Consider the following 22,613-nt stretch of genomic DNA (forward strand, 5'->3'; position numbering starts at 1 on the left):
GCAGTCGCAGCCCTTGTTCTACAAACGGGAACGCTAGCCGGGTTACTGGCTCATGCGTTACAGCTCAACAGGGGCAACGCTCTGTACCTGGATTTCGACCGGCGATGCCAGTTTCTCGCCCATTTTGACGGATGAACCGGCCGCCAGTTCCTCGGCCCATTTAATCTGGTTGGGTCCGAACAGCACGATGGCGGTGGAGCCCAGTTTGAAGCGGCCCAGTTCGGCGCCTTTCTCCAGATGGATCGGCGCGCGTGCGGCTTCGTCGTAGCGGAAGGTTTTCAGCTCGCGTTTCGGTGGAGTGACCAGGCCGGCCCAGACGGTTTCGATCGACGCAACGATCATCGCGCCGACCAGCACCACGGCCATCGGTCCACGCTCGGTGTCGAACAGGCAGACCACGCGTTCATTGCGGGCGAACAGCTCCGGCACGTTCTCGGCCGTGGTCTGGTTGACTGAAAAAATCCGCCCCGGCACATACACCATCTCGCGCAGGGTGCCCGCCAATGGCATGTGCACCCGGTGATAGTCCTTGGGCGAGAGGTAAACCGTGGCGAACTCGCCGCCCATGAACGGCGCTGACAGGCTGGCGTCACCGCCCAACAGTTCAAGCACGCTGAAGCTGTGGCCCTTGGCCTGGAAGATGCGGCCGTGATCAATCGGACCCAGCTGACTGATCGCGCCATCGGCCGGGCAGAGAATCGCGCCCGGCGTGACGTCCAGCGGGCGAGCGTCGGATTTCAACGCGCGGGTAAAGAACGCGTTGAAGTGCTCATAAGCGGTGAGGTCTTCCACCAGCGCCAGGGACATATCCACCTGATAGCGACGGGCGAACCATGCGGTGAAGGCGTTCTTGAACCAGCGCACCCGGCATTCGGCAACGCAGCCAGCCAGACGGGACAGCAAGTGGTGCGGCAACAAATACTGGCTGAAGATAAACAGACGCTTTTTCATCAAAATTCCTAAAACGATAAAGGTGTGCTGAACGTAATGTTACAGGTCGGCCCGCTGTCAGCGTTCGACCGGTGTGTCCGGGTGGTTGCCCCATTCGCCCCAGGAGCCGGCATAGCCTTTGACTCGCGGGTAACCCAGCGCCTTGGCCACCAGATAGGTGAAGCCGGAGCGATGGTGGGTCTGGCAATGGGTGATCACTTCCTTGTCGGCGGTGATGCCCAGGCTGTCGAGGATTTCGGCAATGTCTTCGCGAATGCGCAGATTGCGCGCCGGGTCCATGCCTGCGGTCCATTCGAAGTTGACTGCGCCGGGTATGTGCCCGGCCTTGGCCGCCAGGACCTTTTCCCCTGAGTATTCCGTGGGGCCGCGCGCATCCCAGACGGCCAGATCGGCCGCGCCGAGACGGCTTTGCAGGTATTCGCGAGTGGCGGTGGGTTCGCTGTGCAACGTCAAAGGCACCGGCTGGCCGGCCGATGGCGGGACGTCAGTTGAGAGCGGCAAGTCTTCCGCCTGCCAGGCAAGCAGTCCGCCATCCACGTAGTGATATTGATGGTGTCCGATAACATCCAGTAACCAAATAAACCGCCCGGCCCAACCGCCGCCTTCGTCGTCATAGACCACGTAGACCGCGTTCGGGTTATGGCCCAGCTCGCCGAACAAGGCTTCGAGCTGCGGTTGTGCCGGCAGCAGGCCGGGGGCTGGAGGCTGGCCCAGTTGCGTGCGCTTGGGATCGACAAAGCGTGCGCCGGGGATGTGTCCGGCGTCATACCGGGCGCTGCTGGTCAGATCCACCAGAATCAGCTCCGGCGCGTCGAGGCGTGCCAGCAGGTCGCTGGGTTCGATGACCAGCGGCAGGCTAGAGAAGACGGACATGTGCAGCCTCCAATATCGGAAAAAGAGGCGAATTGTAGCCCAGCTGTCAGGCTTTGCGACCACTAAAGCTGGTCATCGCCCGCTCGATGCATTGACAGGTTTTTCCGAAAGCCTGTACGGATATCTCCGAAAGCGGCCCGCCGCCCTGGTCGGCGAACACCAGCATCACCACTTTGCCATTGCTGCTCAGGGAGCGAATCAACCAGTGCTGACCCTTGAACAGGCCCCTGATGCTGCCCGGCAACAACGCTGAAAACTGATCGATGTTGGCCGGTGTCATGCGCAGTTGAGTGGGTTGCGCGAGCAAGCGCTGCAACACCGTGCTTTCTTTTATATACAGCACGGTTTCTGCGGCTTCCTTCTGTAAGCCACCGATCTGGTGAACCCGCAGCATGGTGGCCGTCTTGTCCGTCATCATCAGCATGACCCGCTGCATGCCGCAGGACAGCAAGGCGTCACGGGAAGAGGTGGTCAAGTGCATCGCGTTATTGAACGGGCTCGGTTCGATCAGCAGCTCGGCACAGTGTTTGCGCCAGATTTGCAACGCTTCGGCAGAGGGCGGCGGGGCGGGCAGCATGCCGCGATGGACCCGACGCGTGTCCCACGGCCAGAGCAGCGCTTCGGCAGGATGCCATGTTCCCGGAGCCGCGTGCTGTCGGGCGCTGCTGGCGGCGTTCTGGTGCACCTGTTGTTGCACGACATCCAGCGGTTGTTGCAGATACAGACTGGTCAGCAGCTCCCAGCGCAGGCAATGCGGGCTGTCCCAGGCTTGCTGGGCCGCCAGCGCCAGGCCGTTGCCGAGCAACACCGTATTGGCGGGCTGATTCAGCCAGCGATGCAAATGAGGGTCGGCGTCCATCAGCTGTTGCTGGAGCAACGGATCGTCATTGTTGCGGGCGATGCGCATGGCTTTCACCAGTTGGCGCCGCTCGCTGATCAGCAAGCGATAACCCTGAGTCACCCACAGCGGCAGATGCCAAAGCTCGGCCAGGGTGATGCACAGCTCCAGCAGGCTGACGCCAAACAGTTCTTTTTCCACCACGCGAGAAGACTCGCCTTGATGGATGACGCGCATTTCCCATTCATCGAGCAGCTTGGGATACGTCAGCGCCATCGGCCACAAAGGCGAGAGAAACAGCAGGCTGCCCAAGTGAATGTCCTGCCAGAGCCGGGCCAGACGCCCGGCGAACAGACCGCTGGCCTGCTGGGTCGCGTGTTGGCTGACCAGTAACAGTTGGCGAAACGTGGCGGGAATTTCGTCCGCTTCCAGCGTCGGCAGGCGATTGAGCAGCACTTCGGTGCGCGCCAGCCCAAGACGATTGATTGCCACCTCAAGGCTCTCGGCGGGCTCCGCCAGTTTGTTGGTGTGGTGATTGGCCTCGCGCATGACGCTGAGCACCAGCGCCGGGCTGTCCTGAACCATGTCGGCGATATCACGCAGCGAGCGGCGACTGTCGTTGAGTGCCGAGCGCACGCGTTTGTGGCTGGCCGCAGGCACCGGCAATGCAACGCCGTCGAGCTGCTTGACCCAGGCATCCAGGGTCTTGGGAACAGGTAGCGGTGTCGAGGTATCTGGAGGCATGCATCAGGCCTGTACGACTGGATATTTTAGGCAGTATGGACTGCGAAATTTCAGGGTAAGACATCAGTTTGCGGGCCGCCGTTCAAGGCCCGGCTGGCTTTTCCACATTACGGCCTATAGTCTGGCCCACATATGCCGATAAGTAGAAGAAGAGTTTCACGAACTTCCGCAACATGTCCCTGAATCCGACTTGGTAAGTAGTTTCTACCTATGGCTAAAATTATCGGCATCATTGTCGTTTTCGCGAGCGTGCTCGGCGGATACGTTCTGTCCCATGGCAAGATTGCGGCATTGATCCAGCCCTTCGAGGTTTTGATCATCGGCGGCGCGGCATTGGGTGCGTTCCTCCAGGCCAACCCCGGCTACATGACCATGCACGTGTTCAAGAAGTCGCTGAAAATGTTCAGCACGCGCTTCACTCACGCGTATTACCTTGAAGTCCTCGGCCTGGTGTACGAGATCCTCAACAAGAGCCGTCGCGAAGGCATGATGGCGATTGAAGGGGATATCGAGGACGCAGCGGCCAGCCCGATCTTCGCCAAATATCCGGGCGTGCTCAAAGACGAGCGGATGACGGCGTACATCTGTGATTACCTGCGCATCATGTCCTCGGGCAACATGGCTCCCCACGAGCTGGAAGGCCTGTTCGACATGGAACTGCAAAGCATCAAGGAAGAACTCGGGCATCCCTCCCACGCCATTACCGGCATCGCGGACGGCATGCCCGGTTTCGGTATCGTCGCGGCGGTACTCGGTATCGTGGTGACCATGGCCTCCCTGGGCGACGGCGACAAGGCTGCCATCGGTAACCACGTCGGCGCGGCACTGGTCGGTACGTTCTTCGGTATTCTCGCGGCCTACGGCTTTTTCGGCCCGCTGGCCACGTCCCTGGCCCACGATGCCAAGGAAGAGCTGAATGTCTATGAAGCCATCAAGGCATCGCTGGTGGCTTCGGCGTCCGGCATGCCGCCATCGCTGGCCGTAGAATTTGGCCGCAAGGTTTTGTATCCCGCGCATCGGCCCAGCTTCAGTGAGCTGGAGCAAGCGGTTCGCGGTCGCTAAGCCATGGAAAATAATCAGCCGATAATCATCAAGCGCGTCAAGCGCTATGAAGGCGGACACCACGGCGGGGCATGGAAAATCGCCTTCGCCGACTTTGCTACGGCGATGATGGCGTTCTTCCTGGTGCTGTGGCTGATGTCGTCGGCCACGCCCGAGCAGTTGCTGGCCATTGCCGGCTACTTCAAGGACCCGGTGGGGTTTTCCGACAGCGGCTCGCCCTACGTGATCGACCTCGGCGGTTCGCCGGAAATGTCCCCGGACCAGACCCTGAACCCCGAGATCAAGTCCACGCCGACCCCGGACAACGTACCTATCGAATCCGACTCGGCAGAAGCCAAGGCCGAAGCGGTCGAGCAGGAACGTCTGGAAATGCTTCTGCAAGAATTGCAGAACAAGGTCAACGAGAACCCGGAACTGCAGAAATTCAAGGATCAGATCCACTTCGAGATTACCCAGGACGGCCTGCGGATTCAGATCACCGATGCTGACAATCGGCCGATGTTCGATCTGGGCAGCGCGCGCCTCAAGCCGTATTTCGAAGACATCCTGCTGGCGATGGCCGACACCATCAAAGCGGTGCCGAACAAGATCAGCATCAGCGGTCACACCGACGCCAAGCCTTTCGTGGGTAACGGCGATTACGGCAACTGGGAGTTGTCGGCCAACCGGGCCAACGCGGCGCGTCGAGCGCTGATCGCGGGCACCTATCCGGAAAGCCAGGTCGCCCGTGTCGTGGGGTATGCATCGTCTGCGCTGTATGACCGCACGCAGCCGTTCAACCCGGTGAACCGCCGGATCGACATCGTGGTAATGACCAAAAAGGCACAGCAACGTATCGAAGGCACTCACGGCGTGGGCGATGGCAATACCCCTCCAAAACCGGCCACGCCCGCAACACCGCCCGGCGCGTCGAATACGAAGCCGCCTGATCCGCAGGCCTACGCCCAGCCTCATGAGCTTCGGCAAAAGCTGAATATCTTCGAGGATGGCACGCTGAAGATGGACGAGACGAAGAACTAGCAAACAAAAAGCCCGGATTCAAACGAATCCGGGCTTTTTTTTCTTCACGCCGTAGGAGGGGAATTGTCCCGAAGACGCTGGTGCAAGCGCTGAGGATATTCCGGCTCAGACCCGACGCCTTCCCGGACAAGTCCGGTCCTACCTGATTTTTTGCACGCCCCGTAGGAGGGGACTTGTCCCCGAATACGCCGGTGCAAGCGCTGAAGATATTCCTTGGCGCTCCCGACGTTTTCCCGAACAAGTCCGGTTCTACCGAGCAACACAGAATCAGGTAGGAGGGAATTTATCCCCGAATAGGCATTATGGTCGCAGGATAATTATCTGCTGCACCGACGCCATCGGGGACAAGTCCCCTCCTACAATGGTCGCGCCTACCCAATCAATAACTGTTTTCCGGCAAGCTGGCGATGATCGAGCGATAGCTGTTCATGCGTTGCTGCTGCACGCGGCCTTCTTCCAGGGCGATGATCAATGCACAGCCCGGCTCGCGGTCGTGTTTGCAATCGCGGAAACGGCAGTGGCCGATCAAATCCTGGAACTCGATAAAGCCTGCTTCGACATCGGCGCGGCTCACGTGGCCGAGGCCAAATTCACGAATCCCCGGGGAGTCGATCAGTTCGCCGCCACCCGGGAAGTGGAACAACCGCGCGGTGGTGGTGGTGTGCGTGCCCTGGCCGGACCACTCGGACAGCGGGCCGACGCGGGTGTCGACCTCCGGCAGCAGGCTGTTGACCAGCGAAGACTTGCCGACACCGGACTGGCCGACAAACACGCTGATGTGCCCATCGAGCTGGGCTTGCAGCTGTTGCATGCCGTCGCCCTGATGCGCTGACACTTCCAGCACCGGATAACCCAGCGTGCGATAAACCGCCAATAACGCATTCAGCGCGGGCGCGTTCTGCTCGTCGATCAGGTCGAATTTGTTCAGCAGCAACAGCGGACGAATCCCGGCGTGCTCGGCGGCGACCAGATAACGGTCGATCAGGTTGGCATGCGGTTCAGGCGCTGGCGCAAACACAATCACGATCAGATCGACGTTGGCGGCAACCGGCTTGAGTTGCCCACGGCTGTCCGGGCGGCACAGTTCGGTGGTGCGCGGCAGCTGGGCGACGATAACGCCGATGCCCTGATTGCCGGCGCGCCAGACGACGCGGTCACCGGTTACCAGTGCAGGCAGGTTGGCGCGCAAGTGGCAACGGAACACTTGTCCGCTCAGATCGCCTTCCTGCGCCTCGACCTCGACCTGAATACCAAAGTGCGCGATCACCAGGCCGGTCTGCTCGGGGCCAAGATCGCCGCCCTCAAGGGTTTCCAGCGTCAGTGACTCACGTTTGGCGACGCGGGCAGCGCGCTCGCCCTGGATCTTTTCGATGCGCCAGTTCTGACGACGATTGAGTTGGCGTTTGGCCATGGGTGTTCCGAGTAGATAAAGCAGCTGATTAGATAAAACGCGATGGAGTCTAGCATGCCGGGGTGAGCTAAACTGCGCGCCTACGCTGAGGAGCCGACATATGCAAAACAAGCAGAACCTGATCTGGATCGATCTGGAAATGACCGGTCTGGACCCAGACACTGACGTCATCATTGAAATGGCCACCATCATCACCGACAGCCAGCTCAATACCTTGGCTGAAGGCCCGGTCATTGCCATCCATCAGAGCGACGAGACGCTGGCCAGAATGGACGAGTGGAACACCCGTCAACACGGCGGCTCGGGCCTGACCCAGCGGGTTCGCGAAAGCACCATCAGCATGGCCGACGCCGAAGCCGAGACGCTTGAGTTCATCAAACTGTGGGTGCCGGAGCGCAGCTCGCCGATCTGCGGCAACAGTATTTGCCAGGATCGCCGCTTCCTTTATCGCCACATGTCAGCGCTGGAAAACTACTTCCACTACCGCAACCTTGACGTTTCGACCCTCAAGGAGCTGGCGGCGCGCTGGTCGCCTGAGCTGAAATTCAAGAAAGGCAGCACGCATCTGGCCCTGGACGACATTCGCGAATCCATTGCCGAGTTGCGCTTCTATCGCGAGCACTTCATCAAGGCGTAACGTTTCCGCCGCTCTGTGGGACCGGCTTCAGCCGGGAAGAGGGCTTCCAGTCGATGCCTCTTCCTGGCCCATGCTGCTTTGGTACACTGCGCGGCTTCGTCGCAGGGACCGCCGCCATGTTGCTGATGCTCTATTTGATTGCCATTACTGCTGAGGCCATGACCGGTGCTCTTTCGGCGGGTCGACGCGGCATGGACTGGTTCGGTGTGGTGCTGATCGCTTGCGTGACGGCCCTGGGCGGTGGTTCGGTGCGCGACGTGCTGCTCGGGCACTACCCGCTGACCTGGGTGAAAAACCCGGAATACCTGATCCTGACCAGCGTCGCGGCCTTGCTGACGATTTTCATCGCGCCGCTGATGCGTCATTTACGCTCGCTGTTTCTGGTGCTTGATGCGCTGGGCTTGGTGGCCTTCACCCTGATCGGTTGCATGACCGCACTGGAAACCGGCAACGGCATGCTGGTCGCCTCGGTGTGCGGGGTGATTACCGGCGTGTTCGGCGGCATCTTGCGCGACATCTTCTGCAACGACATCCCGCTGGTGTTCCGTCGCGAGCTATACGCCAGCGTGTCTTTCCTGGCCGCGTGGTGCTTCCTGCTGTGCCTGCACTTTCAGTTGCCGTCCGATCAGAGCGTGCTGATTACCCTGTTTGGCGGCTTGCTGCTGCGGCTGCTGGCGATTCGCTTCAACTGGAACATGCCGAAGTTTGTCTACAAGGATGAGCATTAATGAGTGGGACCGGCTTTAGCCGGGATGGGGTCCTTACACTCGCCCCATTTCTATCGCAAGGACCTCCGTCTTCCCGGCTAAAGCCGGTCCCACCAGGTGTGGTGCCTTCTGATCAGCGCTGCTCATGCTGCCTCAACGCCCACTCCACATGCTCGCGCACCAGTTCCGATGGATAGTCCCGGCGGGCTTCGAGTGCCTGCAATACCGGGATCGTCGACGGCGCGTTGCCCAGCCCGACCGCCAGATTGCGCAGCCAGCGTTCATAACCTGCGCGTCGCAACGGCGAGCCTTCGGTGTTGCTGAGAAATTTCTCTTCATCCCACATGAACAACTCGGCCAGCCCGGCATTATCCAGGTTGTGGCGGGGCTGAAAGTCACTCTGGTCTGTAGGCCGAGCGAAGCGATTCCACGGGCAGACGATCTGGCAGTCATCGCAGCCGAACACCCGATTGCCGATCAGCGGCCGCAGTTCTTCCGGGATCGCCGTCTTCAATTCAATGGTCAGGTAGGAAATGCAGCGTCGGGCGTCCAGCACGTACGGCCCGACGAAAGCCGCAGTGGGGCAAATATCCAGGCACGCCGTGCAGCGCCCGCAATGTTCGCTGGCGTGAGGCGGGTCAACCGGCAGCGGCAGGTCGACGAACAGTTCGCTGAGGAAGAAAAAGCTGCCGGCCTTGCGATTCAGCACCAAAGTATTCTTGCCGATCCAGCCCAGGCCCGCCTGCTCGGCGATGGCTTTCTCCAGGACCGGGGCGCTATCAACGAACGCGCGATAGCCAAACGGACCGATGTCTTTCTGAATGCGCTCGGCCAGTTGTTGCACGCGCTTGCGGATCAGCTTGTGATAATCGCGCCCCAACGCATAGCGCGACACGTAGGCCTTTTCCGGTTCTGCCAGGCGCTGGGTCATCTCGGTATCGCCGGGCAGATAATCCATACGTAGCGAAACCACGCGCAGCGTTCCGGGCACCAACTCGTCCGGGTGCGAACGTTTGCTGCCATGCGCTGCCATATAGTCCATCTCGCCGTGATAACCCTTGTTGAGCCAGCGCTGCAGATGTTGCTCGTGCTCGGCCAGGTCCAGCCCGGCAATGCCGACTTGCTGAAAACCCAGCTCGCGGCCCCACGCCTTGATCGATTGGGCAAGGGTGGTCAGATCGGCAGTATTGAGTGGATCTACAGTAATAGCAGGCATGCGCAGAGAGAAACCGGGCGGAGGTGCGTATAATTCTGCCAGACATCGGAGCCCAGAGACGCATGGTCGACACTAAACCGCAATTACCCGACGCGCTGTATGACGCCGCACAGGTCCGCGACCTCGATGCACGGCTGATTGCCGCCGGTACGCCTGGCATGGAATTGATGCAGCGCGCCGCCCACGCCACCTGGCGCGCGGTGCGTCGGCACTGGCCGGATGCGGGCACATTGACTGTGCTGGCCGGGCGCGGCAACAACGCCGGGGATGGTTATCTGGTTGCGTCATTGGCGCTCAAGGCTGGGTGGCAGGTTCAGGTGTTGGCGGTTGGCGATGCTGATGCGCTGGCTGGCGATGCGGCCGCAGCCCATGCTGAAGCCATTTCGAATGGTGTGAAGGTCGCACCATGGGCCGGGCAGCCGCTGACCGGCATCGTGCTGGATGCGCTGCTCGGCACCGGATTGAGCGGCGATGTGCGTCAGCCGTATCTCGAAGCCATTGAAGCGATCAATGCCTGCAACGCGCCGGTTGCCGCCGTGGACATTCCGTCCGGACTCAGCGCCGATAGCGGACGAATGCTCGGCGTTGCGGTGCGCGCCGACCTGACGGTGACCTTTATTGGCCTGAAACTGGGGCTTTTTACCGGCGATGCGGCGGATCTGGTCGGCGAGCTGGTTTTCGATGACTTGCAGGCTGATCCGGCTATCGTCTCGCAAACGGCCAACAGCGCCGTACGCCTGAACAGCTCAAACCTGCCGCATCTCGCGCCACGTCCGCGCACGGCTCATAAAGGCCAATACGGCCGGGTGCTGGTGATCGGTGGCGATCACGGGTTTGGCGGCGCGGCGCTGTTGTCGGCAGAAAGCGCCCTGCGCAGTGGCGCGGGCATGGTCACGCTGGCAACCCGTGCCGAGCATGTTCCCGCTGCCCTGGCGCGATTCATCGAGGTCATGAGTGCGGGCATCTGTTCCGCCAATCAATTGCGTGCCTTGATCGAGCCGGCCAGCGTGCTGGTGATCGGTCCTGGCCTGGGCAAGGCCAGTTGGGGGCGCAGTCTGCTGTCGGCGGCGGCCAGCGCGGATCTGCCGCAAGTCTGGGATGCCGACGCTCTTAATCAATTGGCCGAAGGTCTGGCGAGCCTGCCAAAAGACAGCGTGATCACCCCGCATCCCGGCGAAGCGGCGCGTTTACTCGGCATCAGCACTCGGGACGTTCAGGCGGATCGCCCGGCGGCAGCCCGGGCCCTGGCGAAAAAATTTGATGCTGTGTGTGTCCTCAAAGGCACCGGCAGCCTGATTGCAGATGTCGATGGCGCTCTGGCTTTGTGTGATCGTGGCCATCCGGCCATGGCCACTGGCGGGCTGGGCGACGTGCTGGCCGGCCTGATCGGCGCGCTGATGGCGCAAAAGATGAAACCGTTCGATGCGGCGTGCCTCGGCGTATGGCTGCACGCCAGTGCTGGCGAACAGGTCGGCAAGATCGGCCGTGGGCTGGCGGCCAGCGATGTCATTCCAGCCATTCGTCTGTTATTGGAGGAGCAACAACCGTGTCTGCACTAACGCTCAATGTCGCCGGCGAAGAGGCTATGACCGATCTCGGAACGCGCATTGCCAAGGTCACGCAAGGCGTCGGCCTGATCTTTCTCGAAGGTGATCTGGGCGCCGGCAAAACCACGCTTTCGCGAGGCATTATCCGGGGTTTGGGCCATGTGGGCGCGGTCAAGAGTCCGACCTTCACCTTGGTTGAACCCTACGAGATCGGCTCGATTCGCGCTTTCCATTTCGACCTCTACCGACTGGTCGATCCAGAGGAACTGGAGTACCTGGGGATCCGCGATTACTTCGAAGATGACGCCCTTTGTCTGATCGAGTGGCCCCAGCGTGGTGCAGGCTTTTTGCCAAAGCCTGACCTGACCATTACCATTGGCTCGCATGCGGAAGGTCGATCCCTGACTTTGAGCCCTGGTGGCTCGCGTGGCGAGACCTGGTGTGCCGCTTTGGCTTTGGAATTCAAATAGATATGGGGTTAGGTATGCGCATGCGCGCGCTGGTTACTGTAGTGGGTCTGCTATTGACGGCCTTGTCTGTCAATGCGCTGGCCGAATCACAAGTACGAAGTGTCCGCTTATGGCGTGCACCGGATAACACGCGACTGGTTTTCGATCTTTCCGGGCCCGTTCAACACAGCGTTTTTACCCTGACTTCCCCTGATCGTCTGGTAATCGACATCAATGGAGCGACCCTCGGTGGCCCGCTCAACGTACCCATGGCCAATACGCCGATCACCAGCATGCGCTCGGCGCAACGCACGCCCACCGATTTGCGGGTGGTCATCGACCTCAAGAAAGCGGTAACCCCGAAAAGCTTCACCCTGGCGCCCAACCAGCAATACGGCAACCGTCTGGTGGTCGACCTGTTTGACGAAGCGTCGGATGCCAACCCGACGCCGATCGTGGCCGAAACAGCCGCCAATACCGCTCCGGCAGTGCCGATCAGCCCGGCAAAACCGGCGATCAAGCTGACGCCGGTGCCGAACGGCAAGCGCGACATTGTCGTGGTGATCGATGCCGGTCACGGTGGCGAAGATCCCGGCGCTTCGGGTGGGGCCGGACAGAAAGAGAAAAACGTGGTGCTGTCCATCGCCAGGGAATTGCAACGCCAGATCAACGCCGAAAAAGGCTATCGAGCTGAGTTGACCCGGACCGGCGACTACTTCATTCCGCTGCGCAAGCGTACCGAGATCGCTCGGGCCAAGGGCGCAGACCTGTTCGTGTCGATTCACGCTGACGCCGCGCCTTCCTCGGCGGCATTCGGCGCGTCGGTGTTTGCCTTGTCCGAACGAGGTGCAACTTCCGAAACCGCGCGCTGGCTGGCCGACAGTGAAAACCGTTCCGACTTGATCGGCGGCGCTGGCGCAGTGAGCCTGGACGACAAGGACCGCATGCTGGCGGGCGTATTGCTCGACCTGTCGATGACCGCTTCGTTGTCATCGAGTCTCAACGTCGGACAGAAAGTGCTGACTAACATTGGCCGCGTCACCTCGCTGCACAAGTCGCGGGTCGAGCAAGCGGGCTTCATGGTGCTCAAGTCGCCGGACATCCCGTCGATTCTGGTGGAAACCGGCTTCATCTCGAACACCGCCGAAGCGGCCAAGCTTTCAGGCTCGCCGCATCAACAGGCGCTGGCGCGGTCGATCAGCTCCGGGGTCCGGCAGTTCTTCCAGCAGAATCCGCCACAAGGCACTTACATTGCCTGGTTGCGCGATAACGGCAAGCTGGCCCAGGGCCCGCGCAATCACGTGGTTCAGGCAGGTGAAACCATGGCCATGCTGGCCGCGCGCTACGACATGAGCACCGGCGTGCTGCGCAATGCCAATGGGTTGAGTTCCGATGAGTTGCGAATCGGCCAGAATCTGAAAATCCCCAATTCAGAGGTCGCCACGCAGCCATGACCGACTTACTCGTCGACAGCATTGAAGCGGACGTCAGCGCCGATACCGCCAGCGTTTCGCTCAGTGCTGCGCGCATCGAACTGCTCAGCCCGCGACTGGCCAACCAGATCGCTGCGGGCGAAGTGGTCGAACGACCGGCCTCAGTCATCAAGGAGTTGCTGGAAAACAGCCTCGACTCTGGCGCCAAACGCATTGATGTCGACGTCGAGCAGGCCGGGATCAAGCTGCTGCGGGTGCGCGACGATGGCAGCGGCATTTCTTCCGACGACTTGCCATTGGCCCTGGCCCGACACGCGACCAGCAAGATTCGTGATCTGGAGGACCTTGAGCGGGTCATGAGCCTGGGCTTTCGCGGCGAGGCGCTGGCGTCGATCAGCTCGGTCGCCCGCTTGACCCTGACCTCGCGCACCCGCGATGCCGATCAAGCCTGGCAGGTGGAAACCGAAGGCCGTGACATGGCTTCGCGGGTTCAACCGGCGGCGCATCCGGTGGGCACCTCGGTGGAAGTGCGCGATCTGTTTTTCAATACCCCGGCGCGGCGCAAGTTTCTCAAGGCCGAAAAAACCGAATTCGATCACTTGCAGGAAGTCATCAAGCGCATGGCGCTGGCCCGTTTCGACGTGGCTTTCCACCTGCGCCACAATGGCAAGACGATTCTCAGCCTGCACGAAGCCCACGATGACAACGCCCGGGCCAGACGTGTTGCAGCAATCTGCGGCCCAGGTTTTCTGGAGCAGGCGCTGCCTATCGAGATCGAGCGCAATGGTCTGCATTTGTGGGGTTGGGTCGGTTTGCCGACGTTCTCGCGCAGTCAGGCGGATCTGCAATATTTCTACGTGAATGGCCGTGCGGTGCGCGACAAACTGGTCGCCCACGCGGTGCGTCAGGCCTATCGCGATGTGCTGTTCAATGGCCGTCATCCGACTTTCGTGCTGTTTTTCGAGGTGGACCCGGCGGTCGTCGACGTCAACGTGCACCCGACCAAGCATGAAGTGCGCTTCCGCGACGGGCGCATGGTTCACGATTTCCTGTATGGCACCTTGCATCGCGCCTTGGGTGATGTGCGGCCGGAAGATCAACTGACCGGCTCCGCTCCAGTTACCGCCATCGAGCGGCCAACCGGTCCGGACGCTGGCGAATTCGGGCCGCAGGGCGAAATGCGCCTGGCCAATAACCTGCTGGAGCAGCCCCAGGGAGAGCCGTATGCGCGGCCAGCCGGTTCCGGGGCGGGCGCGGGTTATCAATATCAGTACACGCCACGCCCCGGCGCAACCTTGCCCGCCGCCGAAGCGCAAAGCGCCTACCGCGAGTTTTTCGCGCCGCTGCCGGGCGCTGCATCAGTCTCATTGCCGGAAACCCAAGGCGATATCCCGCCGTTGGGCTACGCGCTGGCGCAGCTCAAGGGCATTTATATCCTTGCCGAGAACGCGCTTGGTCTGGTGCTCGTGGACATGCATGCCGCCCATGAGCGAATCATGTACGAGCGCCTGAAAATCGCCATGGCCAGCGAAGGCTTGAGCGGCCAGCCATTGCTGGTGCCGGAATCCATCGCTGTCAGCCAGCGCGAAGCGGATTGTGCCGAAGAACATATCGAGACTTTCCAGCGCCTGGGCTTTGAATTGCAGCGCCTGGGCCCGGAAACCCTGGCGATCCGGCAAATCCCGGCGTTGCTCAAGCAGGCCGAAGCCAATCGGCTGGTCAGCGACGTGTTGGCGGATTTGATGGAATACGGCACCAGCGATCGGGTTCAGGCGCACATGAACGAGCTGCTGGGCACCATGGCCTGTCATGGCGCGATTCGCGCCAATCGGCGTCTGGCGATCCCGGAAATGAACGGCTTGCTGCGTGATATGGAAAACACCGAGCGCAGCGGTCAATGCAACCACGGTCGGCCGACCTGGACCCAAATGGGTCTGGACGATCTGGACAAACTCTTTTTGCGCGGTCGTTGAATGAGCGCTTTACCTCCCGCCATCTTTCTCATGGGCCCCACCGCCGCGGGCAAGACCGATCTGGCTATCGAACTCAGCAAAGTCTTGCCTTGTGAGCTGATCAGCGTCGATTCGGCGCTGGTCTATCGCGGCATGGACATCGGCACGGCCAAGCCATCAAAAGCACAATTGGCCGAGTTTCCCCATCGTCTGGTCGATATTCTGGACCCGGCGCAAAGCTATTCGGCAGCGGATTTTCGCACCGACGCATTGGCGGCCATGGCGGAAATCACCGCGCGGGGCAATATTCCGCTGCTGGTGGGTGGCACGATGTTGTATTTCAAGGCTCTGATGGACGGGCTGGCGGATATGCCGGCCGCCGATGCCGAAGTCCGTGCGCAACTTGAAGCCCGGGCGGCGGTCCATGGTTGGCAGGCATTGCATGATGATCTGGCGGCCGTAGACCCGGTGTCGGCGGCACGAATTCATCCCAATGATCCGCAGCGCTTGATACGCGCGCTGGAAGTTTATCGGGTCAGCGGTTTGAGCATGACCGCCCACCGCGAGCAACAAACTGCGCAAAGTACCGACGCAGCGGCTTCGGGACGTCGGCAATTGCCCTATACTGTCGCGAACCTGGCTATTGCTCCGGCAGATCGCAAGGTGTTGCATGACCGTATTGCGTTACGTTTTTCACAAATGCTGGACCAGGGATTTCTGGATGAGGTGCTGGCATTGCGTTCACGAGGCGACCTGCATTCGGGGTTGCCATCGATCAGAGCCGTTGGTTATCGCCAGGTCTGGGATCATCTGGATGGAAAGCTGACACGATCTGAAATGCAGGAGCGGGGGATTATTGCCACGCGTCAACTGGCCAAACGGCAGTTCACCTGGTTACGCAGTTGGGAAGATTTACACTGGTTGGACAGCCTGGCTTGCGACAATCTGCCACGTGCCTTGAAATACCTGGGCTCGGTCTCCATATTGAGCTGAGTCCTTGCAATAGCCGTCTATCCTTGGGGGGTGGCGGTAAAGCCCATTGAATTCGAATTATTATTGATCCTTAAAGGAGTGCGGCACATGTCAAAAGGGCATTCGCTACAAGACCCTTACCTGAACACTTTACGTAAAGAAAAGGTTGGGGTTTCGATCTATCTGGTAAACGGTATCAAGCTGCAAGGCACGATCGAGTCTTTCGACCAGTTCGTAATTTTGCTGAAAAACACTGTCAGCCAAATGGTTTACAAGCACGCCATCTCTACCGTTGTGCCGGTTCGTCCAATTCGTCTGCCTAGCGCCGCCGAATCCGAGTCGGGTGACGTTGAGCCAGGTAACGCCTGATAGGAGTCTGCATTGTTCTTTGAGCGCCACAGTGGTGGTGAGCGGGCAATCCTCGTTCACTTGGATGGTCAGGACCCTGAGGCGCGCGAAGATCCGCAGGAGTTTCAGGAGTTGGCCATATCGGCTGGCGCCGATACCGTCGCGTTCGTTAACGTGCCGCGTCATCGGCCATCGGCCAAATATCTGATTGGCAGCGGCAAGGTCGAAGAACTTCGCGACCAGGTCAAAGCCGAAAAAATAGATATCGTCATCTTCAATCACATCCTCACGCCCAGTCAGGAGCGCAACCTCGAGAAAGTCTTCGAGTGTCGCGTGCTTGATCGCACGGGGTTGATCCTGGATATCTTTGCGCAGCGCGCGCGCACTCATGAAGGCAAGTTGCAGGTCGAGCTGGCACAGCTCGAGCACATGAGTACGCGACTGGTTCGCGGCTGGACTCACCTTGAGCGACAGGGCGGCGGCATTGGCATGCGCGGTCCGGGTGAAACCCAGCTGGAAACCGACCGCCGTCTGCTGCGGGTGCGTCTGCGGCAAATCAAGAGTCGTCTGGAAAAGGTCCGCAGCCAGCGTGAGCAGGCTCGTCGCGGGCGCAAGCGCGCCGACATACCTTCGGTTTCACTGGTGGGCTATACCAACGCCGGCAAATCGACGCTGTTCAATGCGGTCACCGATTCCGACGTATTCGCCGCCGACCAACTGTTCGCCACGCTCGATCCGACCCTGCGCCGTCTGCAACTGGACGACCTGGGGCCCATTGTGCTGGCCGATACCGTGGGCTTCATTCGCCACTTGCCACACAAGCTGGTCGAAGCGTTTCGCGCCACCCTCGAAGAATCAAGCAACTCCGATCTGCTGCTGCACGTCATTGATTCCCATGAGCCTGAGCGCATGGCGCAGATTGAACAGGTGATGGCGGTGCTGGGAGAGATCGGGGCCGAGGGCTTGCCGATCCTTGAGGTGTATAACAAACTCGATCTGCTCGAAGGGGTTGAACCCCAGATACAGCGCGATGCCGATGGCAAACCGCAACGTGTCTGGTTGTCGGCCCGTGACGGTCGTGGGCTCGACCTGCTAAAACAGGCCGTAGCCGAACTGCTGGGTGACGATTTGTTTGTCGGCACCTTGCGCTTGCCTCAGCGTTTTGCTCGACTGCGCGCTCAATTCTTCGAATTGGGTGCAGTACAAAGCGAAGAGCATGACGATGAAGGCGGCAGCTTGTTAGCCGTACGTTTGCCGCGAGTTGAATTCAATCGCCTGGTGAGTCGCGAAGGACTGCAGCCGCTGGAATTCATCGAGCAACACACTTTGCAATAAAAGCGTGGGAAAGCCGTTGTACGGGTTTCCCGGGCATTCTGTAGCATTGGTCGGCGCGCCGTGGGCGCGTCTTTGCTTTATCAGATGGAGAGCGCTATGGCTTGGAATGAGCCGGGTGGCAACTCGAATAATCAGGATCCTTGGGGTGGTAAGCGCAAGAATGGCGACCGCAAGGGGCCACCGGATCTCGACGAGGCCTTCCGTAAGCTGCAGGAAAGCCTGAATGGGTTGTTCGGTGGTAAGAAACGTACTGGCGGTGACGGCGGTGGCGGTGGTTCACGCAAGGGTGGTGGCTTAGGCCTGCTCGGCATCGGCCTGGTCGTGCTCGTCGCGATCTGGCTCTACAGCGCAATCTACGTCGTGGATGAACAGGAACAGGCTGTCGTGCTGCGCTTCGGCCAGTACCACGAAACCGTTGGGTCGGGTTTGAACATTTACTTCCCGCCTTTCGATCGCAAGTACATGGAAAACGTGACTCGCGAACGTGCCTACACCAAGCAAGGCCAGATGCTGACCGAAGACGAGAACATCGTCGAAGTGCCGCTGACGGTGCAGTACAAGATCTCCAATCTGCGTGATTTCGTATTGAACGTCGACCAGCCTGAAGTCAGCCTGCAACACGCCACAGAAAGTGCCTTGCGTCATGTCGTGGGTTCCACGGCGATGGATCAGGTGCTCACTGAAGGCCGTGAGCTGATGGCCAGTGAAATCAAGGAACGCCTGCAGCGCTTCCTCGACACGTACCGCACCGGCATCACGGTCACCCAGGTGAACGTGCAAAGTGCTGCTGCGCCGCGTGAAGTTCAGGAAGCCTTTGATGACGTGATCCGCGCCCGTGAAGACGAGCAACGTGCACGTAACCAGGCTGAAACCTACGCCAACGGTGTAATCCCGGAAGCGCGTGGTCAGGCCCAGCGTATTCTTGAAGACGCCAACGGTTACCGCGACGAAGTGGTTTCGCGCGCCAAGGGTGAGGCTGATCGCTTCACCAAGCTGGTCGCCGAGTACCGCAAGGCACCGGAAGTTACCCGCGAGCGTCTGTATCTGGACACCATGCAGGAACTGTTCAGCAATACCAGCAAGGTTCTCGTAACCGGCGACAAGGGGCAGAACAATCTGCTTTACCTGCCGCTGGACAAGATGATCGAGAGTGGTCGTAACGGCACTGCCCCGACTACCGGTGCAGCCGCAGCAGCAACTGACGTCGGCACCCGTGCCGCCGAGTTGCAGCAGCGCGATGTGCGTACAAGGGAGAGTCGCTGATGAGCAATAAATCGCTGATCGCCCTGATTGTTTGTGTAGTGCTGGCGGTGGTTGCCTGGAACAGTCTTTACATCGTGTCCCAGACCGAACGGGCAGTCATGCTCCAGTTCGGGCGGGTGGTTGAGGCTGATGTCCAGCCGGGCCTGCATGTGAAGATTCCTTACGTTAACCAGGTGCGCAAGTTCGACGGTCGCCTGCTGACGCTGGATGCTCCAACGCAACGCTTCCTGACCCTGGAAAAGAAAGCGGTCATGGTTGATGCCTACGCCAAATGGCGGGTCAAGGACGCGGAGCGCTTCTACACGGCGACTTCCGGCCTGAAGCAGATCGCTGATGAGCGTCTGTCCCGTCGTCTGGAATCCGGTCTGCGTGACCAGTTCGGCAAGCGTACCCTGCACGAAGCTGTGTCGGGTGAGCGTGATGCACTGATGGCTGACATCACTGCATCGCTGAACGCGATGGCAACCAAGGAGCTGGGCATCGAAGTCATCGACGTCCGGGTCAAGGCCATCGACTTGCCCAAGGAAGTGAACCGCAGCGTGTTCGAGCGTATGAGCACCGAGCGTGAGCGGGAAGCCCGCGAGCATCGCGCCAAGGGTAACGAGCTGGCAGAAGGCATTCGTGCCGACGCCGATCGTCAACGTCGCGTGTTGCTGGCTGAAGCCTATCGTGAGTCTGAAGAGGCTCGTGGTGATGGTGACGCCCAGGCTTCCTCGATCTACTCCAAGGCTTACGGCCAGGATCAGGAGTTCTACGCGTTCTACCGTAGCCTGCGCGCCTACCGTGAAAGCTTCGCGAGCAAAAGTGACGTGATGGTTCTGGATCCAAATAGCGATTTCTTCCGCTATCTGCAAAAATCCAAGCCGTGATTCACACGTGACTCGAAAGCTCCGCCGGGCGGCAAAACCGTCTGGCGGGGTGATCACTCGGTAAAACCTGTGTATGATGCGGCAGCCGGGAAATTCCCGGCTTTTTTGCGTCTGCACGATTGATTGGTCGCAGCTTGCAGGTTCCAGAGGAGCCGGGATGCGACAAGATTTTTCGAGGACAGTGGTCCGCAAGGCCATTCTCGGGCGCTCGTCGTGCCCGCAAGAATGACTGCAGGACTTGACCACTGTCTGCTTTACTCAAGGCTCGCCCCACGGCTTGCCGCCCGGATCATAGGGGAATGGCGTAATGGCAACGGTTGACCGCTGGCTGCTACCAGATGGCATCGAAGAAGTACTGCCACCGGAAGCGGCGCGTATAGAAGTAGCGCGCCGCCAGGTGTTGGATCTGTTCCAGAGCTGGGGCTATGAATTCGTAGTCACCCCTCATATCGAATACCTCGAATCCCTGCTCACTGGCGCAGGCTCGGACCTGGATCTGCGCACCTTCAAGGTGATCGATCCGCAGTCGGGTCGGCAGATGGGTTTTCGTGCCGACATCACGCCGCAAGTGGCGCGCATCGATGCGCACACCCTGCGTCGTGAAGGTCCAAGCCGTTTGTGCTACGCCGGCAGCGTGCTGCATGCGCAACCGCGTGCCCTGTCATCGTCGCGCAGCCCGATCCAGTTGGGTGCGGAGCTGTATGGCGATGCGAGCCCGAGCAGCGACGTCGAAGTGATCAGCCTGATGCTGGCCATGTTGCAGCTGGCCGATGTGCCGGATGTGCATATGGACCTGGGCCATGTCGGTATCTATCGTGGTCTGGCGCGTGCCGCCGGTTTGTCCGGCGAAGTCGAGCAGCAGTTGTTCGACGCGCTGCAGCGCAAGGCCATCGACGAAGTGATTGTCCTGACCGAAAACCTGCCAAGCGATCTGGCGACCATGCTGCGTGCGCTGGTCGACTTGTGCGGTGGTCGTGAAGTGTTGGCAGCGGCACGTGATCGGCTGGCCAATGCGCCTGCGCCGGTGCTCGCCGCCCTTGATGATCTGTTGACGATTGCCGAGCGCCTCGCTGCCCGCTTCCCTGAGCTACCGTTGTATTTCGATCTGGGCGAATTGCGTGGCTATCACTACCACACCGGTGTGGTGTTCGCGGTGTTCGTTCCGGGCGTCGGTCAATCGATCGCCCAGGGCGGTCGCTACGATGATATCGGTGCCGATTTCGGCCGGGCTCGTCCCGCGACCGGCTTCTCCACGGATCTGAAAACCCTGGTGACACTGGGTCGCGCAGAAATCCAGTTGCCGACCGGCGGTATCTGGATGCCGGACAGCACTGATGCAGCGCTCTGGCAGCAAGTCTGCCAGCTGCGCAGCGAAGGTCAGCGTGTGGTTCAGGGTTTGCCTGGGCAGCAGGTAAGTGCAGCGCGTGAGGCCGATTGTGATCGGCAATTGATTCAGCATGGCGAGCATTGGCAGGTAGTGCCGCTGGCCTCTTGAGTTTCCCTGCCGGCCGCCGCCGGCACCAAGTTTGCGTGAATGAGGACAAGTGTTATGGGTAAGAATGTCGTAGTCCTGGGCACCCAATGGGGTGATGAGGGCAAAGGCAAGATCGTTGATCTGCTGACCGAACATGCTACCGCCGTAGTGCGTTACCAAGGTGGCCACAACGCCGGTCACACCCTGGTGATCGATGGCGAAAAAACCGTATTGCACCTGATTCCGTCCGGTGTCTTGCGCGAAGGCGTGCAGTGCCTGATCGGTAACGGTGTGGTGGTTGCGCCTGATGCTCTCATGCGCGAAATCATCAAGCTGGAAGAGAAAGGCATTCCGGTGCGTGAGCGCCTGCGCATCAGCCCGTCCTGCCCGCTGATTCTGTCGTATCACGTGGCGCTGGATCAGGCCCGTGAAAAAGCCCGTGGCGAGCTGAAGATCGGTACGACCGGTCGCGGTATCGGCCCGGCCTACGAAGACAAGGTTGCACGTCGCGGTCTGCGCATCGGTGACCTGTTCCATCGTGAGCGCTTCGCAGCCAAGCTGGGCGAGCTGCTCGACTATCACAACTTCGTGCTGGTCAATTACTACAAAGAGCCGGCAATCGACTTCCAGAAGACTCTTGATGAGTGCATGGAATACGCCGAGCTGCTCAAGCCATTGATGCTGGACGTGACTGCTGCGCTGCACGACATGCGTCGCGCTGGCAAAGACATCATGTTCGAAGGCGCTCAGGGCTCGTTGCTGGATATCGACCACGGTACTTACCCGTACGTCACCAGCTCCAACACCACGGCTGGCGGCATCGCCACCGGTTCGGGTTTTGGCCCGATGTACCTGGATTACATCCTCGGTATCACCAAGGCCTACACCACGCGCGTCGGTTCGGGTCCGTTCCCGACTGAGCTGTTCGACGACATCGGTGCGTTCCTGGCCAAGCGTGGTCATGAATTTGGCGCAACCACCGGCCGTGCTCGCCGTTGCGGCTGGTTCGATGCGGTCATCCTGCGTCGCGCCATCGAAATCAACAGCATCTCCGGTATCTGCCTGACCAAGCTCGACGTGCTCGACGGTCTCGAAACCATCAATATCTGCATCGGTTACGAGAACGAAAACGGAGCAGTGATCGATGCTCCGACCGACTCCGACAGCTACATCGGCCTCAAGCCCGTGTACGAGCAAGTGCCGGGCTGGTCGGAATCGACGCTGGGTGCCAAGACCCTTGAAGAGCTGCCTGCCAACGCGCGCGCTTACATCAAGCGTCTGGAAGAGCTGGTTGGCGCGCCAATCGACATTATTTCGACGGGCCCCGATCGCAACGAAACCATCGTTCTGCGTCACCCGTTCGCCTGATAAGTCGTTGAAACATAACAAAGGGCCGCTTATGCGGCCCTTTGTCATTTTGGCTGTGACACAAGTCACAAAGACGGCACGCTGATTGCTGTAGAAAACCCTCAGAAGCGGTGCCATCATTTTAATGGCGCCGGTGGTGGAGGG

General features: G+C 60.1%; 20 protein-coding genes. 15 read left to right on the forward strand and 5 right to left on the reverse strand.

Features of this window, described 5'->3' with window-relative positions; all coding sequences use genetic code 11:
- Positions 1 to 57 precede the first annotated feature (57 nt).
- The 3 genes from asd to CFII64_RS24930 are packed head-to-tail and all read right to left on the reverse strand — an operon-like array spanning position 58 to position 3,406.
- Positions 58 to 957, reverse strand: coding sequence for an archaetidylserine decarboxylase (gene asd / locus CFII64_RS30095; protein WP_177325452.1), 900 nt, complete (start codon positions 955 to 957; stop codon positions 58 to 60).
- Between the two features lie 51 nt (positions 958 to 1,008).
- Complete coding sequence (gene rhdA / locus CFII64_RS30100; RefSeq protein ID WP_020293641.1) at positions 1,009 to 1,824, reverse strand: thiosulfate sulfurtransferase; 816 nt, start codon at positions 1,822 to 1,824, stop codon at positions 1,009 to 1,011.
- A 46-nt stretch (positions 1,825 to 1,870) separates the two neighbouring features.
- Positions 1,871 to 3,406, reverse strand: a complete 1,536-nt coding sequence (locus CFII64_RS24930) for an HDOD domain-containing protein (protein WP_020293642.1) — start codon at positions 3,404 to 3,406, stop codon at positions 1,871 to 1,873.
- A gap of 210 nt (positions 3,407 to 3,616) precedes the next feature.
- Here CFII64_RS24930 and motA point away from each other — a divergent pair, with 210 nt between their 5' ends.
- Entirely contained in the window at positions 3,617 to 4,468 is an 852-nt protein-coding gene (motA, locus tag CFII64_RS24935) for a flagellar motor stator protein MotA (protein ID WP_020293643.1), read from the forward strand.
- 3 nt (positions 4,469 to 4,471) lie between these two features.
- The gene (motB, locus tag CFII64_RS24940; RefSeq protein ID WP_020293644.1) at positions 4,472 to 5,488 is read left to right on the forward strand and encodes a flagellar motor protein MotB; all 1,017 of its coding nucleotides are present in this window, start codon (positions 4,472 to 4,474) and stop codon (positions 5,486 to 5,488) included.
- A gap of 379 nt (positions 5,489 to 5,867) precedes the next feature.
- Here the strand turns inward: motB and rsgA are convergent, their stop codons facing one another.
- Positions 5,868 to 6,899 carry a small ribosomal subunit biogenesis GTPase RsgA gene (gene rsgA, locus CFII64_RS24945; protein WP_020293645.1) on the reverse strand — a complete coding sequence of 344 codons (1,032 nt, stop codon included), beginning with the start codon at positions 6,897 to 6,899 and terminating at the stop codon, positions 5,868 to 5,870.
- A 100-nt stretch (positions 6,900 to 6,999) separates the two neighbouring features.
- On the opposite strand from rsgA, the gene orn reads away from it, so the two are divergent.
- Complete coding sequence (orn, locus tag CFII64_RS24950; RefSeq protein ID WP_020293646.1) at positions 7,000 to 7,536, forward strand: oligoribonuclease; 537 nt, start codon at positions 7,000 to 7,002, stop codon at positions 7,534 to 7,536.
- A gap of 116 nt (positions 7,537 to 7,652) precedes the next feature.
- Positions 7,653 to 8,264, forward strand: a complete 612-nt coding sequence (locus CFII64_RS24955; RefSeq protein ID WP_020293647.1) for a trimeric intracellular cation channel family protein — start codon at positions 7,653 to 7,655, stop codon at positions 8,262 to 8,264.
- Positions 8,265 to 8,376: 112 nt separating this feature from the next.
- On the opposite strand, the gene queG is transcribed toward CFII64_RS24955, so the two are convergent.
- Positions 8,377 to 9,459, reverse strand: a complete 1,083-nt coding sequence (gene queG / locus CFII64_RS24960) for a tRNA epoxyqueuosine(34) reductase QueG (RefSeq protein ID WP_020293648.1) — start codon at positions 9,457 to 9,459, stop codon at positions 8,377 to 8,379.
- 62 nt (positions 9,460 to 9,521) lie between these two features.
- On the opposite strand from queG, the gene CFII64_RS24965 reads away from it, so the two are divergent.
- From CFII64_RS24965 to CFII64_RS25015, 11 genes are all read left to right on the forward strand, one after another.
- Positions 9,522 to 11,018 carry a bifunctional ADP-dependent NAD(P)H-hydrate dehydratase/NAD(P)H-hydrate epimerase gene (locus CFII64_RS24965; protein ID WP_020293649.1) on the forward strand — a complete coding sequence of 499 codons (1,497 nt, stop codon included), beginning with the start codon at positions 9,522 to 9,524 and terminating at the stop codon, positions 11,016 to 11,018.
- A complete protein-coding gene (gene tsaE, locus CFII64_RS24970; protein ID WP_020293650.1) occupies positions 11,006 to 11,476 on the forward strand; it encodes a tRNA (adenosine(37)-N6)-threonylcarbamoyltransferase complex ATPase subunit type 1 TsaE in 471 nt (156 codons plus the stop codon). The genes CFII64_RS24965 and tsaE overlap by 13 nt, the downstream gene beginning before the upstream one ends.
- A 14-nt stretch (positions 11,477 to 11,490) precedes the next feature.
- Complete coding sequence (locus CFII64_RS24975) at positions 11,491 to 12,909, forward strand: N-acetylmuramoyl-L-alanine amidase (RefSeq protein ID WP_020293651.1); 1,419 nt, start codon at positions 11,491 to 11,493, stop codon at positions 12,907 to 12,909.
- Positions 12,906 to 14,861 (forward strand): DNA mismatch repair endonuclease MutL, encoded by a 1,956-nt coding sequence (gene mutL, locus CFII64_RS24980; RefSeq protein ID WP_020293652.1) that lies wholly within the window; start codon positions 12,906 to 12,908, stop codon positions 14,859 to 14,861. Before CFII64_RS24975 ends, mutL begins: the two co-directional genes overlap by 4 nt.
- On the forward strand, positions 14,862 to 15,833 hold the full coding sequence (gene miaA, locus CFII64_RS24985; RefSeq protein ID WP_020293653.1) for a tRNA (adenosine(37)-N6)-dimethylallyltransferase MiaA: 972 nt from the start codon (positions 14,862 to 14,864) through the stop codon (positions 15,831 to 15,833).
- Positions 15,834 to 15,920: 87 nt separating this feature from the next.
- Positions 15,921 to 16,181, forward strand: coding sequence for an RNA chaperone Hfq (gene hfq, locus CFII64_RS24990; RefSeq protein ID WP_020293654.1), 261 nt, complete (start codon positions 15,921 to 15,923; stop codon positions 16,179 to 16,181).
- A gap of 12 nt (positions 16,182 to 16,193) precedes the next feature.
- Entirely contained in the window at positions 16,194 to 17,495 is a 1,302-nt protein-coding gene (gene hflX, locus CFII64_RS24995; protein WP_020293655.1) for a ribosome rescue GTPase HflX, read from the forward strand.
- Positions 17,496 to 17,591: 96 nt separating this feature from the next.
- Positions 17,592 to 18,758, forward strand: coding sequence for an FtsH protease activity modulator HflK (gene hflK, locus CFII64_RS25000; RefSeq protein WP_020293656.1), 1,167 nt, complete (start codon positions 17,592 to 17,594; stop codon positions 18,756 to 18,758).
- The gene (hflC, locus tag CFII64_RS25005; RefSeq protein WP_020293657.1) at positions 18,758 to 19,627 is read left to right on the forward strand and encodes a protease modulator HflC; all 870 of its coding nucleotides are present in this window, start codon (positions 18,758 to 18,760) and stop codon (positions 19,625 to 19,627) included. Before hflK ends, hflC begins: the two co-directional genes overlap by 1 nt.
- Before the next feature lie 307 nt (positions 19,628 to 19,934).
- Positions 19,935 to 21,122 (forward strand): ATP phosphoribosyltransferase regulatory subunit, encoded by a 1,188-nt coding sequence (locus CFII64_RS25010; protein WP_020293658.1) that lies wholly within the window; start codon positions 19,935 to 19,937, stop codon positions 21,120 to 21,122.
- Between the two features lie 54 nt (positions 21,123 to 21,176).
- Entirely contained in the window at positions 21,177 to 22,469 is a 1,293-nt protein-coding gene (locus CFII64_RS25015) for an adenylosuccinate synthase (protein ID WP_020293659.1), read from the forward strand.
- Positions 22,470 to 22,613: the final 144 nt, after the last annotated feature.

It is taken from the genome of Pseudomonas sp. CFII64 (assembly GCF_000416235.1).
Lineage (GTDB): Bacteria > Pseudomonadota > Gammaproteobacteria > Pseudomonadales > Pseudomonadaceae > Aquipseudomonas.